14 protein-coding genes are annotated in these 17,715 nt (G+C 20.4%); all 14 read left to right on the top strand.

The window, feature by feature from the left end; translation table 11 throughout:
* Positions 1-85 precede the first annotated feature (85 nt).
* The 14 genes from pheS (at position 86) to ATP_RS00335 (ending at position 17,711) form a co-directional block, all read left to right on the top strand.
* On the top strand, positions 86-1,111 hold the full coding sequence (pheS, locus tag ATP_RS00400) for a phenylalanine--tRNA ligase subunit alpha (RefSeq protein WP_012504236.1): 1,026 nt from the start codon (positions 86-88) through the stop codon (positions 1,109-1,111).
* 28 nt (positions 1,112-1,139) lie between these two features.
* Positions 1,140-3,551: a phenylalanine--tRNA ligase subunit beta gene (gene pheT / locus ATP_RS00395; protein WP_012504235.1), complete on the top strand. Its 2,412-nt coding sequence runs from the start codon at positions 1,140-1,142 to the stop codon at positions 3,549-3,551.
* 69 nt (positions 3,552-3,620) lie between these two features.
* Positions 3,621-4,535 (top strand): ribosome small subunit-dependent GTPase A, encoded by a 915-nt coding sequence (gene rsgA / locus ATP_RS00390; RefSeq protein ID WP_012504234.1) that lies wholly within the window; start codon positions 3,621-3,623, stop codon positions 4,533-4,535.
* Positions 4,536-4,858: 323 nt separating this feature from the next.
* Entirely contained in the window at positions 4,859-5,641 is a 783-nt protein-coding gene (locus ATP_RS00385) for a hypothetical protein (RefSeq protein WP_012504233.1), read from the top strand.
* Between the two features lie 47 nt (positions 5,642-5,688).
* Positions 5,689-6,558 carry a ribosome biogenesis GTPase YlqF gene (gene ylqF / locus ATP_RS00380; RefSeq protein ID WP_012504232.1) on the top strand — a complete coding sequence of 290 codons (870 nt, stop codon included), beginning with the start codon at positions 5,689-5,691 and terminating at the stop codon, positions 6,556-6,558.
* 39 nt (positions 6,559-6,597) lie between these two features.
* Entirely contained in the window at positions 6,598-8,397 is a 1,800-nt protein-coding gene (gene topA, locus ATP_RS00375; protein WP_012504231.1) for a type I DNA topoisomerase, read from the top strand.
* 46 nt (positions 8,398-8,443) lie between these two features.
* Entirely contained in the window at positions 8,444-9,418 is a 975-nt protein-coding gene (gene ftsY, locus ATP_RS00370) for a signal recognition particle-docking protein FtsY (protein ID WP_012504230.1), read from the top strand.
* Positions 9,419-9,465: 47 nt separating this feature from the next.
* A complete protein-coding gene (ffh, locus tag ATP_RS00365) occupies positions 9,466-10,836 on the top strand; it encodes a signal recognition particle protein (protein WP_012504229.1) in 1,371 nt (456 codons plus the stop codon).
* 36 nt (positions 10,837-10,872) lie between these two features.
* Complete coding sequence (locus ATP_RS00360; protein WP_012504228.1) at positions 10,873-11,760, top strand: 5'-3' exonuclease; 888 nt, start codon at positions 10,873-10,875, stop codon at positions 11,758-11,760.
* Between the two features lie 52 nt (positions 11,761-11,812).
* On the top strand, positions 11,813-12,625 hold the full coding sequence (gene mutM, locus ATP_RS00355; protein ID WP_012504227.1) for a DNA-formamidopyrimidine glycosylase: 813 nt from the start codon (positions 11,813-11,815) through the stop codon (positions 12,623-12,625).
* Positions 12,626-12,649: 24 nt separating this feature from the next.
* The gene (locus tag ATP_RS00350; protein ID WP_049821838.1) at positions 12,650-13,867 is read left to right on the top strand and encodes a DnaD domain protein; all 1,218 of its coding nucleotides are present in this window, start codon (positions 12,650-12,652) and stop codon (positions 13,865-13,867) included.
* Positions 13,868-13,870: 3 nt separating this feature from the next.
* Positions 13,871-14,671, top strand: a complete 801-nt coding sequence (locus tag ATP_RS00345; protein ID WP_012504225.1) for an ATP-binding protein — start codon at positions 13,871-13,873, stop codon at positions 14,669-14,671.
* Between the two features lie 368 nt (positions 14,672-15,039).
* Positions 15,040-16,665 carry an ABC transporter substrate-binding protein gene (locus ATP_RS00340; protein WP_012504224.1) on the top strand — a complete coding sequence of 542 codons (1,626 nt, stop codon included), beginning with the start codon at positions 15,040-15,042 and terminating at the stop codon, positions 16,663-16,665.
* Between the two features lie 116 nt (positions 16,666-16,781).
* The gene (locus ATP_RS00335) at positions 16,782-17,711 is read left to right on the top strand and encodes an ABC transporter permease (protein WP_012504223.1); all 930 of its coding nucleotides are present in this window, start codon (positions 16,782-16,784) and stop codon (positions 17,709-17,711) included.
* The last annotated feature ends 4 nt before the right edge of the window (positions 17,712-17,715 follow it).

Raw genomic sequence — 17,715 nt, 5'->3', positions numbered from 1 at the left:
TATTTTCAAAATTATTTATATATTAATTTTTGAGTTTTTTTTAATTTCAAATTGAGTTTATCAAAAATAAAGAGGTTTTTAAAATATGATTACACCAAAAATTCAAAATTTAAATAATTTATTATTAGAAATTGAATATAAATTTAAAAAAAAATTGGAAGAAGTTAAAACTTTAGATGATGTAATTAATTTAGAAATACAATTTTTAGGTAAAAAAAGTTTAATTAAAGATTTTTTGAATCATTTAAAAAACAATTCTTTAATTGAAAAAAAAAATTTTGGTAAAAAAATAAATTTATTAAAGCAAAAAATTATTTTAGCACTACAAACTATTAAGGAAAAACTAAAACAAAAATCTTACGATGAAATTAATTTTCAAAAAAATATTAATGTTGGATTACCTAGTTTTTTTTTACCTTGCGGTAGTATACATCCTTTAAATCAAGTGATAGAACAAATAGAAGATATTTTTTTATCTTTAGGTTATGAAATTCATGATGGATTAGAATTAGAAAAAGAATTATATAATTTTGACATGATGAATATGGGTAAAGAACATCCTTCAAGAGCAATGCAAGATTCTTTTTATATTGATGAACAAACATTATTAAGAACTCATACTTCTTCGGTACAAGTTAAATCTATGTTGGCAAGAAAATCCCAACCTTTAAAAGTTATTTCTTCGGGAAAAGTTTTTAGAAGAGATAATGATGATTCTAATCATAGTCATCAATTTATGCAATTAGAAGGTTTTGTTATTGATAAAAATATTAATTTAAAGGATTTAAAACAACACATTTTATTTTTTTTAGAAACTTTTTTTAATAAAAAACCAGAAATTAGAATTCGTCCTTCATACTTTCCTTTTACAGAACCAAGCATAGAAGTTGATTTATTAGTAACACCAAAAGAAAAACCGTCATTTTATTTAGAAATTTTAGGAGCTGGTTTAATTCATCCTCAAGTTATTGTTAATGGTGGTTATGATCCTTTAAAATATCAAGGTTTTGCGTTTGGTATTGGAATTGAACGTATTGCTATGTTAAAATATAGAATAGAAGATATAAGAAGTTTTTATAATAGTGATATTCGTTTTTTAAAACAATTTTAATAAAATTAAATTACAAGGTAGATTAAAAATGAAAATTAATGAAAATGTTATAAAAAAATATTTATCAATTATTCCTAAAGATATCACTAATTTAGTTAATAATCATATTACCGAAGTGGAAAAGTTTTATTTTTTAACTAAAAATCATAATTTAATAATAGGAAAAATTTTAAATTTTGAAAAAATTATTAATTCTAAATATTTGTATTTAGTTACAGTTGATATTGCTCATAAATTGTTAAATATTATTTGTAGCTATAATAATTTAATTATAGGAAAAAAAGTCATTGTAGCTCAAGAAGGTTCTTATTTAGAAGGGTTAAAATCTTTTATTAAAACTAAAAAAATTCAAAATATTAATTCTGATGGTATGTTGTGTTCTTTAACTGAATTAGGTATTTCTAATCAATATTTAACTTCAACAGAAAAAAAAGGTATTTATTATTTTTCTGATGACGTTGATCTTGAATTAGGTAGCGATGTTTTAAAATTTTTAAGTTTAAAGGGTTTTATGTTAGAATTAAGTTTAACTCCAGATAGAGTAGATCTTTATTCTCACATAGGCTTTATTAAAGATTTAAATGCAGTTTCTAAACAAAAAAATGATTTTTTAGAACAACAATTAATTGTTAAAAATCAAGAAATATCTAAATTAAACTATTTTCAAATAAAAATTGAAAATAAAGATTGTTATGAATATAATGTGAGATATATTGAAAATATAACAATTAAAACTTCACCTTTATGGATCAGAAATATTTTATTGAAAGCAGATATTTTGCCAGTTAATAATTTAGTAGATATTGCTAATTTAATTTTAATTGAATATGGTGTGCCTATACACTTTTTTGATGCTGATAAATTAATAAACTCATCAATTATAGTTAGAAATGCTAATTTAAATGAAAAAATAACTACTATTGATAACAAAGAATATGTTTTAAATTCTGAAGATTTGGTTATTGCTAACGATAATATTCCTATAGAATTAGCAGGTATTATAAGTTTAAATAATAATAATATTGATTTAAATACTAAAAATATTATTTTAACAACTGCTTATTTTGAACCTAAAATAATTTCTAAAACTAGTAAAAAATTAAAATTATCAACTAATATTTCTTTATATTATGAAAGAGGTATTGATCAAACTTTAATAGTTAAAGCTTTAGAAAGAGCTTGTCAACTTTTACAAGAAATAACTAATGCCAAAATAACTAAAAATATAGTTTCTAAAAAAATAAAATTAAGAAAAAATCCTAAAATTACTTTATCTTTAAATTTTATTCGTAATAAAACTGGTATTAATTTTTTATGGTCACAAATTGAAAAATTTCTAAAATTATTAGAATATAAAATTATTATTGATATTAATTCTTTTGTTTTTAATGATTTAAATCAAGTATTTTATGTTACTGCACCATTAAGACGTTATGATGTTAATATTCCTGAAGATGTTATTTCTGATTTATTAAGAATGTATGGTTATCATAATGTTTACGTGAATAATGATAATATTTTAAATACTGTCACTTTTAAAACTATTAAGCAAAATAAAATTAGAAATTTAAGATATTTATTACAAAATATTGGTTTTTGTGAAATTATTACTTATAGTTTAGTTAGTGATAAAATTTCTCAATTATTTCCTTATAACAAAAACAAAGTTAAACTTTTAAATCCTTTATCTCAAGATAAAATTATTTTAAGACAAAATTTAATTGCTAGTTTTATAGAGGTTTTGAGTTATAATCAAAAACGTAATAATGTTGATAATGCTTTTTTTGAAATAGGCAAAGTTTATTTTCCCGAAAGTGAATATTTAAATTTAGCTTTAGGATTAAGTGGTAATTTTATTAATTCTGGTTGGCATAAAAATAATATTAATAGTTCTTTTTTTGTTTTAAAAGGTATTTTAGAGAGAATTGCTTTCTTTTTAAAAATAAATTTACAATTAAAAAAAACTAATATTTATCATAGTTTTTGTCCAGGTATACAAGCTAATATTATTTTTAATAATCAAAAAATTGGTTTTATGGGTGAAACTAATTGTTTTATTAACAAACAATATCAATTAACAAAAAGTTATTTATTAGAAATAAGTTTAAATGATGAAATTTTAAATCAAAATACAGTTAATCATTATCAAGAAATTAGTAAATTTCCTTCTATAAGACGTGATTTATCTTTTATTATTGATAAAAAATATGATTTTTCTGATATTTCAAAAACTATCAAAGAATTTATTTCAATTTTATTTTTTAAATTCGAATTATTAGATGTTTATTATTCTGATAAATTATTTTCTCATCAATATTCTTTAACTATTGGTTTTATTTTTAATGATCTTGATGGTAATTTAAATAAAATAAAAGTAGATGATATTATGATAAAAATTAAAAATAAACTTTATGAAAAATATAAAATTCAAGTTCGATAAAAATAAAAAATTTATTATATATATTAATTTTGTTATAATAAAGATAATTTATTTTATAAGGAGATTTTTTTGAAAAAAGCTTTAGTAATTAAGTTTTTCATGGGTAATTATTTAATTAGCGATATAGAAACTAAGGATAAAATTACTGCTCAAGTTAAAGGTAAATTAAAAAATTATGATACTCATAAAAAAGAACTTTTTATAATTAAAGTAGGAGATATTGTAATTTATGAAAATTATTTAGATAGGTATTTGATTTCGGAAGTTTTGGAACGCCATAATGAGTTGAATAGGCCTAATATTGCTAATTTTAACCAAGTTATTTTAGTTTTTTCACTATATAAACCACGATTTCAATTTAGACTTTTGGATAAGTTTTTATTAATTTTGAATAAGTATAAATTAAAAATAATTTTAATTTTTACTAAAATTGATTTAATAACTAAAAAAAAATTTTTAATTATTCAAAAAAAAATATCTTATTACGAAAATTTTTATAGAATTTATTATGTAAATAGTAAAAATAAAAATAGTACTCATCATTTAATGGATATTTTTTCAAATAAAATTACTGTTTTAGCTGGTCAAACTGGCGTTGGGAAATCAACATTTTTAAATTCCTTAAAACCTAGTTTACAATTAAAAACACAAGAAATTTCAAAAAAATTAGGTTTAGGTAAACATACAACTAAAAACGCTCAATTATATGAGTTTAATGGCGGTTATATTGCTGACACTCCTGGTTTTTCTAAATTAGATTTAACTATTTTTGATTATGAAGAGTTAAAATTTTTTTACCCAGATTTCTTATTATATTCTGATAAATGTTATTTTAAAAAAGATTGTTCTCATATTAAAGAAATAAATTGCGGTGTTAAAAAAGCTTTAAAATTAAGTTTAATTCCTGATTGGCGTTATGATAATTATTTAAAATTTATTGAGAAAATTCAAGAACAAAAAAAATTAAATTATAACAAAAAATAATTTTATTTTTAATTTTTTTCATAATTTTAATTTTTCTTTGTTTTTTTATTTTTAAAATAATATTATTTTTTAATTAATTAAAAGATAAATTTTTCATTAATTATTTTTTTGTATATATTATTTTTTTATTTATATCGTTAATTAAAAATATGATATTTTTAATATCAACTAATTATTTTATATTTTTATTTAAGATAAAATTAATTATAAATAAAATATATGATTCGTAAATATTATATTTTTTGATAATTAATAAATTTTTTTATAAAAAATAATTTATAAATATATATTTTAAAGTATTATAAATTAAAAGAGGTTTTAAAATGAAGAATATTCTAGATGGGTTTATTCATTTTTTAATAAATAAATTTTTTCCTTTATTGCATTATTTTTTTGGCTTTATAACTGGTATTATTTTTTGTATCTTGTTTTATTTTTTATTTTTTTTAAAAAGAATTAAAAATGAGATACAAAAATCATCTGTTACTGAAACTAATTTAACTCAAAAAGAGGCTAAAATTTTAATTAAAAAATTTTCTGATAAATTTAAAACTGAAATTAAAATTAATAAAGATGAATATATGGATATATTATTAAATAATTTAAAAATTTTATCTTATGAAATAGTAGTTGGTTTTTATCCTAATTCACCATATCCTTATTTTGAATTAACTATTGAAGAAAGTTTGCTTTTATTTAAATATATTAATAAAAGATTAGATAAATTGTTTGAAAATAGAATTTTAAAATTTTTTCGTCATATGACTTTGAGAAAAATTTTTGTTTTAAGAAAAATGTTTATAGAAAAATCTATTATTAAACGTTATCAAAAAACTAAAAAAAAAATTAATACTTTTAGTAATGTTATTAATTTAGTTAACCCTTTTTATTGGTTTAAAAAGCTTGTTTTAGAACAAAGCATGCAAATTATTTTTTCTAAATTAGGTGAGTCTATTATTATAATTTTTGGTGAAGAAATGTATAAAATTTATAGTAAAAAAATGTTTTCATATCAAGAAACATCAGAAAAAGATTTAATAAAATTGTTAAAAGAAATAGAATTAAAAAATATAGATCCAAATATAGAAAATAATTTGAATAAATAATGATTTAAAATTAAAAAAAATAAATCAAATACAAGATCGGTTATTTTATGAATAAATTACAATGGTTTCCAGGACATATGAAAAAAACTTTGGAACAAATAAAAAAGAATTTAATATTGGTAGATGTTGTTTTAGTGATTTTAGATGCTAGAGTTCCTATTTCTAGTATGAATGAAAAACTTTTTGAAATTGTCAAAAATAAAACTTGTATAATTTTATTTAATAAGAAAACTTTAAGTGATTTGAATAAAAATAATTTTTTTTTGAATTATTATAAAAAAAAAGGATTTTATATTTTAGAAATTGATGCTAAAACAGGTTTTAATGTTGAATCTATTTACAAAAAAGCTTTATCTTTAATTAAATATCAAAAAAAACGTTTTTACAATCCTTTAAAAATGATGGTTGTGGGTATACCTAATGTAGGTAAATCAACTTTAATTAATAAATTGATAAATAGAAAAGTTGTTAAAACTGCAAATATTCCTGGATTGACTAAAAATTTTCAATGGTTAAATTATAAGAATGTTTTTAAATTATTAGATACACCTGGAGTTTTATGGCACCAATTTACAGAAGAAAAAACAGGCATGTCTTTAGCTTTAGTGGGCGCAATTAAAGATACAATTTTACCTTTAGAAATTTTACTTAAATATACTTTAAATTATTTAAAAAAATATTATTGTAACTATTTAAAATTATATTTAAATTTAAGTATGTTTGAAATAGAAAAAGATAATTTATTTGAAATTATAATGAATAAATATAAGTCTTCAATTATTTGTAAAAATATTGATATTATTAATATTTATTATATGATTTTAAAAAAAATACGCGATAAATGTTTAATTAACATTAATTTAGATTTAGATTTTTATTATCAATCTAAAATTAATCATTTAAACAAAAATTTTTGATTAGTATTTTTTTAAAATTATAAGGAGTTTATTATTAAAATGAAAAAATTAATTATTGTTGAATCTCCTGCTAAAGCGAAAACTATTTATAATTATTTAAATAAAGAATTTTTAGTTTTATCTTCTAAAGGCCATGTTACAAATTTATCTTTCACTGGTAAAGATGGTTTAGGAGTTGATATTGAAAATGATTTTAAACCTAATTATAAAGTTATTGCTGATAAAAAAAAAATTGTTCAAGAATTAATTCAATCTTCTAAAGGTAAAGAAGTTTTTTTGGCAACCGATCCTGATAGAGAAGGCGAATCGATTGCTTGGCATTTAGCAAAAATTTTAAATTTAGATCCTACATCTAAAAATAGAATTATTTTTAGAGAAATGACTAAAAATTTTATTGTTGATTCAGTGAAAAATCCTCAAAAAATTAATACAATGCTTGTATCATCTCAAGAAACTAGACGGATATTAGATCGTATTATCGGATTTAAATTATCTAAATTAGTTAAGCGTTTCCATTCGAAATCTGCTGGTAGAGTACAATCAGTAGCTTTAAAATTAATTGTAGATTTAGAAATTAACAGAAATAATTTTATACCAGAAGAATATTATTTAATTAAAGTTATTTTTGAAAATTTTAAAGTAGATTTATTCATTAATGATTCCAAAAAAATAAAAAAAGAAGAAGTTGATGAAATTTTAAAAAAAATTAAAGGTAAATCTTTTATGGTTAAGCATATTGATAAAAAAACCGTTTATAAGAATCCTTCTATTGCTTTTATCACTTCTACTTTGCAACAAACTGCTTTTAATGAATTGAATATGACTTCAGCATTAACAATGATGATAGCACAAAGACTTTATGAAGGTGAAATTAAGATTGAAGGAGAACGTACAGGATTAATTACTTATATGAGAACTGATTCTACTAGGATGTCTTTATCTTTTATAGAAAATACACAAAAATTTATCAAATCTAATTATGGCGAAAATTATTTAGGTTCTTATCAACAAAAAAAAAATGTAAATTCTCAAGATGCTCATGAAGCTATTCGCCCCACAAATATTAATAAAACTCCCGAAAGTTTAAAGAAATATTTAAAAAAAGATGAATACCGAATTTATTCATTAATTTATTATAGAACATTGTCAAGTTTAATGAAATATGCTATTTTTGAAAATACTAAAGTTTTTTTTCAATCTGTTGATTATACTTTTATTTTGGAAGGATTAGTTAGAAAATTTGATGGTTATCAAAAAGTTTTAAATATTGATAACAAAGATAAAATTTTATCTAATTTTTCTTTAAAAGAAGTATACTATCCTAAAGAATTTATTAATGAGCAATGTTTTACCACCCCTCCAACACGTTTTTCTGAAGCTACTTTGATTAAAACTTTGGAAAAATTAAATATTGGTAGACCATCAACTTATTCTAAAATTATTAAAACTTTAAAAGATAGATTTTATGTAATTTTAGAAAATAAAAGATTTGTTCCTAATAAACAAGGGATTTTAACTAAAAATATTTTAGAAAAATTTTTTTCTGACATTATTAATGTTAAATATACATCACAAATTGAAAAACAATTAGATCAGATAGCTATAGGTAAAATTACCCAAAAAAATATGTTAGAAAATTTTTATTGCGATTTTAAAAATTTATATGATATTGCTGATAAAAAAATAACTAAAATAGTTCCTAAAATTACAGATCAAAAATGCTCTTTATGTAATAAATTTTTATCTATAAAAAAAGGACGTTATGGTGAATTTTTAGGTTGTAGTGGTTTTCCTAAATGTAAAAATATAGTAAATTTAAAAAAATATTATCAAAAATAATATTTATATAAATAATGAAAAAAATTTTACGGAGCGTATTTAAATTATGTTAGATTTTTTAAATAAATATTTTTTTAAAAAAAAAGAAACACAACATAAAATTAATTTTAATCATAATAAAAATGATTTATATAATTTTAAAAAAATTTTAAATTTAAATTCTAAAATCAATGATAATTTATTAAAATCACTAGAAATTTTATTTATTCAAACAGATATATCAACTGAAACTGTTATTTATTTAATGACTGAGATTAAAAAACAAATAAAAGAAAAAAACATAATATATTCAAAAAATTTATCATCAATAATTTTTGAAACAATGTTGAAATTGTATCAAAAAGATGATTTTTTAATTTATCAAAACAAAGTAAATTTTTTGTCAAATGAATTTTTTCCTAAACCTGAGGTTTATTTATTTGTAGGCGTAAATGGTGTTGGTAAAACTACTACTATTGGTAAAATAGCTCAACAATTTAAAAATAAACAAAAAAAAGTTCTTTTGATTGCAGGCGATACTTTTAGATCAGGAGCAATTGAACAATTAAAAATTTGGGGTCAAAGAACTCAAAGTACAGTTTTTTTCAAAGAACAAGCTAAAAGTCCTTCTAATGTTATTTTTGAGGGACTTCAATTAGCAAAAAAAGAAAACTATGATGTTGTTTTATGTGATACAGCAGGTAGATTACAAAATAAATTAAATTTAATGTCAGAATTGTCTAAAATCAGAAGAGTTATCTTAAAAGTTTTAAATTATGAACCACAAGAAACTTTTTTAGTTTTGGATGCTATGATGGGTCAAAATGGCATCGATCAAGTATCTATTTTTCAAAAAAATGTTTTTATAAATGGTGTTATTTTAACTAAATTGGATGGTTCTTCTAAAGGAGGATTAATTTTCACTATTAAACATTTATATAATATTGATATAAAATACATTGGTGTTGGTGAAAATGTTGAAGATTTAATTCCTTTCGAAATAAAAAATTATATTTTGAATTTTTTAAAAGATTTTTTTTAAATATCAAAAATTTAAATTAAAACAAATATAAGGAGAAATAGATCATTGTGGATTTTTTAAGTAATAGTTTTCAAAAAATTATTAATAAAATAAAAGGTATTAAACTTATTAAAGAAAAACATATTGAAGAGATAATGGAAGAAATTCGTTTATCTTTATTACAAGCTGATGTTAATTATGAAGTAGTAGAAGAGTTTAATTCCAAAGTTAAATCTAAAGCTTTAGGACAAGAAGTTTTAAAAAGTTTAAATCCAAGTCAACAAGTAATTAAAATTTTAAATGATACTTTGGTTGAAGTTTTAAATTCAAAAAATATTCATCTTAATTTTGCTAATAATAATGAGATAACAACTTTTATGTTGATAGGTTTACAAGGTAGTGGAAAAACAACTACTGCAGGTAAATTAGCTATTTTAGCACATAAAAAGTTTCAAAAAAAAGTTTTATTGATTGCTTGTGATATTTATCGTCCAGGAGCTATTGAACAATTACAAGATATTGGTAACCGAATTAATATTAATGTTTTTTTTAAAAAAGATGTTACTGTGGAAAATATTATTTCGGAAGGTTTAAAATATGCATCATTAAATCAATATGATGTGGTTATTATTGATACTGCTGGGACTTTAAGTATTAATAAAGCTATGATTCAAGAATTAAAAATGATTAAGAATTTATCTAATCCTTCAGAAATTTTTTTAGTTGTTGATGTATTGTTTGGTAAAGAGATTACCAACGTTGCTAAAACTTTTAATGAAAAACTTCAAGTCACGGGAGTTATTTTAACAAAAATGGATGCTGATGTTAAAGGAGGCGCTGTTTTATCTGTTAAAGCTACTACGAACTTGCCTATTAAATTGATGTCTTCTTCTGAAAAAATTAATGATTTAGAATTTTTTGATGCTAAACGTATGGCTTCTAGACTTTTAGGCATGGGTGATATTTTAACAGTCATAGAAAAAGTAACTGATAATATAGATAAAAAACAAGGTAAAAAAATGATAGATAGATTGTTAGATGATGATTATAATTATTATGATTTTCAAAAACAATTAAAAATGTTAAAAAAAATTGGTTCGATTGGTAGCTTATTAAAACTTATTCCTGGTTTATCTTCTAAATTTGGTAATTTAAATTTACAAGATTTTGAATTAAACAAATTTGAATCTATTATAAAAAGTATGACTAAAGAAGAAAAATTTAAAACCAATTTGATTTCTTTAAGTAGCCGTAGAAGAATGAGAATTGCCAAAGGTTCAGGAGTTAAACAAAAAGATGTTTTAAATTTAATTTCTTTATTAGAACAACAAAAAAAAATAGCTAAACAAATGGGTAATTTTGAACAAAATAAAATTAATTTAGAACAAGATCCTAATTTTATTTTAGAAAAAATATTAAATCAAAATAAAGATAAATAAAAATTTATTAAAAAGTTTAAATTACAGGAGATTTAAATGAAAAATTTAGTACTAGTAGATGGTAATGCTTTGATGTTTAGGGTTTATTACGCTACAATTAATGCTAATAATTATATAATGAAAAATAGAAAAGGTGTTTATACTAATGCTTTACTAGGTTTTATAAATATATTAGAAAAAATTATTGCCAAAAGTAAAGATTATATTTTTATTGCTTTCGATGCACATCATTTAACTAAAAGACATGCAATATATGCGGATTATAAAAAAGGGCGTCCGCCAACACCTTTAACTTTAATTAGTCAAATTCCATTAATTAAACAATATTTAGAACTTTCTGGAATTAAACATTATGAACAAATTGGTTATGAAGCTGACGATATTATTGGTACTTTAGCTAAAAAAGCTAGTAAAAAAAATATAAAAGTAGAAATTTTTTCAAGTGATAAAGATTTATTACAATTAGTTGATGAAAATATTACTGTTTGTTTAATGAAGAAAGGAATTTCTCAAGTTGAATATTATAATCCAACTAGTTTGCTGTCTAAATATGGTTTGAATGAATGTCAAATGATTGATTTTAAAAGCATGGTTGGTGATAGTTCTGATAATATAAAAGGAGTTTTAGGTATTGGTCCTAAAACAGCTACTAAACTATTACAAAAATTTTCTAATTTAGAAAATATTTTTTCTTCTTTAAATATTATTAAACCTTCTATTAAAGATAAATTAATATTATTTAAAGAAAAAGTTTTTTTTAATCGTTTATTATTAACTATTGATTTATCAGTTCCTTTGCCTTTTGGTTTATTAGATACTAAGATAAAAGATGTTGATTTAAAAGAATTAATAGCTTTTTATAAAGAAATGAATTTAGAAATATTAATTTTTAAATTACAAAAAAATAAAACATATTTTAGATAATATAGTTTAAATACAATATTTTAAAAAAAATTATTATTTAGGTTAATAGAAAATGCCAGAATTACCAGAAGTAGAAGTTGTTGTTAGATCTTTAAAAAAAAATTTAATAGATAAAAAAATCATTAATATAAAAGTTTTATATGAACCTATTGTAGGTAAATTAGATATTTTTAAAAAAATTTTAAATCAAAAAATTTTAAATTTAACTAGAAAAGGTAAATATTTGATTTTTTTCTTTAGTAATGAGTTAGTTTTGGTAGGTCATTTAAGAATGGAAGGTAAACTTTATTTTAAACCTTCTGATGAAATTATTGTAAAACACGAACATTTTGTTTTATTTTTGGAAAATAATATTTCTTTGAGATTTAAAGATACTCGTAAATTTGGTCGTTTTATAGTTTATGAACAAAAAAATTATTTACAATCTAGTAAATTAGAACATTTAGCTTTAGAACCATTTGAAATTTCAACTTTTGATTTTTATCAAATTTTGAAAAATAAAAAGAAATCAATTAAGAATAGTTTACTAGATCAAAAAATAATCGCGGGATTAGGAAATATTTACGCAAATGAAGTTTTATTTTTATCAAAAATTCATCCAGCTAATCGTTCTTGTGATATAACTTTTGAACAAACAGAAAAAATTTTAAATTACTCTAAACAAATTTTTAAACAAGCTATTTTATTAGGTGGAACAAGTATAAACACGTTTGATTCTTTAGGCATTCAAGGTTCTTTTCAAAAAAAACTTTTAGTTCACGGTAAAGAAAAACAATCATGTTTAGTTTGTTGTAAACCAATTATGAAAATTAAATTAGGAGGACGTGGGACTTATTTTTGTTCTAATTGTCAAATTAAAATTTAATTAATGTAAAAGGATGTGCTGATTTTGTCATTAAATAAATATTTTCAAATTAAAAATCATATTAATTTATCTTCTAAAGATTGCCAAGTTTTAAATTTATTATATAACCCTTTGATTGGTTTAGAAGCAATTGGACTTTATCAAACATTTTATTCTTTGTCTTTAAAACAGAGTTTAGGATTTTTTAAAAATTATCAATATTTATTTTTGTTTGATTTATTAAATATTCGCGAAAATGATTTTTTAGAATTAAGTTATAAACTAGAAGCTTTTGGATTATTAAGTACTTATAAAAACACTAAAGAAATAGTTTATGTTTTAAATTCTCCCTTAGAATATCAATGTTTTTTACAAGATCCTATTTTAGGAGAGTTTTTATTAAGTGAAATAGGAATTAAAGTTTACACTTTATTAGTTAATTTTTTTCAAGTAGATGAAATTAGCACTAAGGAATATAAAAATATTAGTAAAAAATTTCAAGATATTTATGAATTTAAAAAAACGAATTTAAAAGAAGATTATATGTTGTTTAAAAATAAAAAAAATTCAGTTCAAGGTTTTTTTGAAAGTGATTTTGATTATGAAATTTTTTTAGATTTTTTGCCAGAACGTTGTAAAAAACCTATTTTAGTGGAGTGGAATACTATTGATTATTTAAAAAAGTTAAGTTTTATTTACGGCTTAACTCCTAAAGCTTTAGCGGAACTTTATGTTTTAACTTTTAAAAATAATGATAAAAACGTTGTAAATTTAAATATGTTAAAGATTAATTTAAATAAAAAAAATTATCAAAAATATTCTAATACTAAAAATATTTTTTATAAAAAACATAATAGTGATGAAGAAGAAATGATTAATTTTTTAAAAAACGTTTCACCCCAAAGAATTATTAAAAAATATTGTCAAAATAATTATCGTTCTAGCGTTAGTGAAACAGTTTTTAGTTTAATAGAAAGAAATAATGTTGAAACTGGTATGATTAATGCTTTATTAATATATATTTTAAAATTTAAAGAAGGAATTTTACCAACTGTTAATTATTTGGAAACAGTTTTAAAAAATTGGTTCAAACAAGGTATTATTTCTACAGAAGATGCTTATGATTTTTTAATTGAAGATGAAAAAAATATTAAAAAAGTTAAAAAATATGAAAAACATAAACCAGATTGGTTGAAAAATGTACAAAAAGAATTATCTTTAGAAGATGACAAATCCAAAAATTCAAATTATAAGGAAAATTAAATTATGACTTTTTTAGAAAAATTAAGAAAAGTTATTTCCGAAGATGAAGAAACCAAAAAATTAAAAGTTAATGATAATGATGTTATTTTAGTGTATAATTATATTCAAAGCAAAAAACAAAAAAATATTTTTGGAAGTCGTTTAATTTTAAAAACCGAACCTTTTTTTCATACTGTTATGGTATCTACTAAACAAACACATCAAATGGAATTTGAAAAAAAATTAGAACATCAACACAATTGGTTTAATTATGATTTAAATTTTGATGATATTTCTTTAGAAAATTTTAAAATTAACGAATCTAAAAAAGAAATTTTATTAAAAGATTTTAAAAAAATTTCAAATAATTTATTATCAAACAAAAGAGGTTTTTTTTTACACGGACCTTTTAACACTGGCAAAACATATTTTTTAAAAATTATTGCTAAGGAATTGATTAAACAACAAATACCTTTTATCTTTGTTCTTATGTCTGATTTAGTTAGACAATTTAAAATTATTTCATGGCATAATGAAGTTTTAGAAAACAAATTAAATTATTTAAAAAAAGTACCTTATTTATTTTTGGATGATTTGGGATCTGAACAAATGAATTCTAATTTTCGTGATGATATTTTATTTTCTTTATTAAATTATCGTTTAGAAAATAAAAAACCATTATTTATTACTAGTAATATGAAATTAAATGATTTAGTTGAACATTTTAAATTTCAAGAATTTAATAGCGATGTCAAGGCTAATAAAATTGTTGTTAGGATTTATAAATTAACTAATTCTTATTCATTTAATGAAGTTTTTATTTAAAATTTTGATTTTTTCAATTTAAGTATAAAAAATATAAATTTTATTATAATTTTATATATTAATTTAATATTTAAAGTTAATTTTTAATGATAAAATTAAAGTAAACACAAAATAATTTTAAATTATTTTTTTTTATTTATTGATTTTTTAATTCATATTTATTTTTATCATATTAATTTATTTTATTTTTAATTTATGATAACGTACAATAATATAATTAAATTAATATAATTATAAATAAAAAATAAAAGGTGTGGTTTTTAAGTGTGATAATAAGTTTAAATTTATGAAATTTTTTAATAAAAATTTTTAAATTTAAGTTATTTAAAATAATAATAAAAAAATAGGAATGGTGATTATAAAATAATATGTTATTAAAAAATTATGTATCTAAAATTAAAAATAATAAATTTATAATTATAATGATTTTATTATTATTTTTAGTTTTAGGGATTGGTGCTTATTTATTTTTTTCTTCTAATGAATCTTCTCAGAAAGATTTAATTATTTACCAAAAGTCATTAATTGATAATTCTGATTGTTATTCAAAATCAGGCAACTTATATGATCTACGTATGCATGATATAATACACGAAAGTTTAACAAAATATAATTATGATACCAAAAAATACGAAATACGAGGTTTAGTTGATAGTGTCGAAGACATCTCGGAAAATAATATTATTGTTGGAAAGAAATTTATTTTAAAATCTAATATTAAATTTCATAATAATAAAACCTTAAAACCTTCTGATATTTTGTTTACTTTTAAAAGGGGTCTTGAAAAAGATCCAAATAATGTTATATTGAATAAATTAAATATTGATAAAATTGCTTCAAAATGCGATGACCATAATAATGTAATTGAAATTTATTATAAAGATAATTTAGATACATCAAATATGTTGTTGGAATTATCTCGTGTTTATATATTAAACCAAGAAGCGTGTACAAAAGATGCAAACAATGGATTTACGATAGGTTTAGGTTTTTTTTATTTAGCAGAATTTAAAGTAAACGAAGCAGATGACGTTGTTTTAAAACGCTTTAATGATTTTTATGATCAATCAATTAAAAATAAATTTAGTCGAATTATTTTTAAAAAATTTGCAGATGATGCGTCAGCTATACAAGAAATAAATTTAACTAAAGATTATACAATCTCATTGGATATAAAATCTAGTAATATTACTCCCGGATCATTGAATGATAAAGTTAAAAAAATGCCAGTTCATGGTTATTCATCATATATTTTAATGTTAAATTGTCACACTACACCATTAAATGTTAGAAAATTAATTGCTCAAAGTTTAGATATGCAGAAAATTTTTGTAGAATTAGAAGTAGATCCAGAATATAATTTCGTACCTAACAATTTGATTCATGATCCAGATTTTATAGGATATGAAAAAGAGCCAAAAATTTCTTTAAGAGATCCACAAGAGAATTTTAAAGATACCCAAATGAAAGTTCAGAATTTAGCACCAACAGATAAAAAAATTAAATTCATACAATCTTCTCAACTATCTGGCGTTCACAAAAGGATTTCGGAAAAAATAGTAATTGTTTTAAAAGAAGTTGGTTTTGAGGTAGATTCTCAAATGGAAGATTTCAATTTAATGTTGAAATCTTGTCAAAACCCCGATTCTCAACATAATATTGTATTTTTGGGTAATAATTGGGATAATATTGATCCTTCTGGAGACATAAAAGCATACTTTTACGTTTCAGAACCAAAATCAGAAGGTTTTGATAAAATTCCTTTTTTTCAAGATACCGAATTTGAATCATTAATCAAAAATATAGATGAAATAGATCCAAATATTTCTAAACAAGAAAGACTTAAAAAAATAGGGGAAATATTATCTCAAAAAATGCCTGTTTATCCTATCATTGGAGAAAAATCCGGAGCAAATCAAATATTATTTAATTCAGAAATTAAAGATATTAAAAGTTATTTAGGTTTAATAGATCTAAAAAATGTTTTTATTTAAGAAAATACATTAATTCTTCAAACAGAAATTATTAAATTAAATTTTAATAATTTCTGTTTATAATATAAATAAAGTTAATAAATGTATAAAAATAAATAGTAATTAGGTGTTAATTAATGAATTTTAAATATATTTTAAAAAAAATATTATATGCATTCATAATGTTTATTTCTATTTGTCTTATTATTTTTTTAATGTTAAAATTGATGCCTACTGATCCAGTAGATACTCTTTTAGGTCATAAAGGAGTTTCTGAATCAACTAAAATTGATTTAAGAAAAAAATTAGGATTAGATAAACCTGTTTTAATACAATTAAAAAATTATTTAATTAAAATTTTTACTAAATTTGATTTTGGTGAATCTTATTATGGTGATCGCAAACCAGCTTTATCATTATTTTTGAAAAAATTTAAAGAAACTTTGAAGTTATCTTTTTTTAGTATTTTATTAGGATCTTTTATAGGAATTTTTTTAGGAATTAAAGCAGCAATTTATCAATATACAAAAACAGACTATTTTATGATTTTTTTTTCAGTCATAATGATTTCTTTACCAACCTTTATTATTGGTTTTTTACTAAAAGTAATATTTGGAGTGTATTTAAAATGGTTGCCTTTGTCTGGTTTCAATAGTATCCCTAAAATGATTTTGCCTATTATGACGATTTCTTTATCGTTAAGTGGTTCTATTTTAAGAATTACAAGAATCAATATGATTAAGACTTTGGAACAACCTTATATTTTGACCGCTTATGCTAAAGGTTTAAATAAAAATACTATTGTTTATAAGCATGCTTTAAAAAATGCAGCTATACCTATTATTTCTTATATTGGTTTAAGTTTTAGTTTCTTAATTAGTGGTTCAATAATTACTGAAAAAATTTTTAGTATTCGTGGGATAGGTAGTTTAATTATTGAACATTTTAATCAAAATGATTTGTTTGTGGTTTCTTGTTGTGTTATTTTACTTTCTTTATTCGTTATATGTGTAAATTTAATTTTAGAAATTATTTGCTCTTTTTTAGATCCTAAATTAAAATTATAATAGA

It is taken from the genome of Candidatus Phytoplasma mali (assembly GCF_000026205.1).
GTDB lineage: Bacteria > Bacillota_I > Bacilli_A > Acholeplasmatales > Acholeplasmataceae > Phytoplasma > Phytoplasma mali.
Note: the sequence above shows the minus strand (reverse complement) of the source record. Positions and strands in the feature narration are given on the sequence as shown.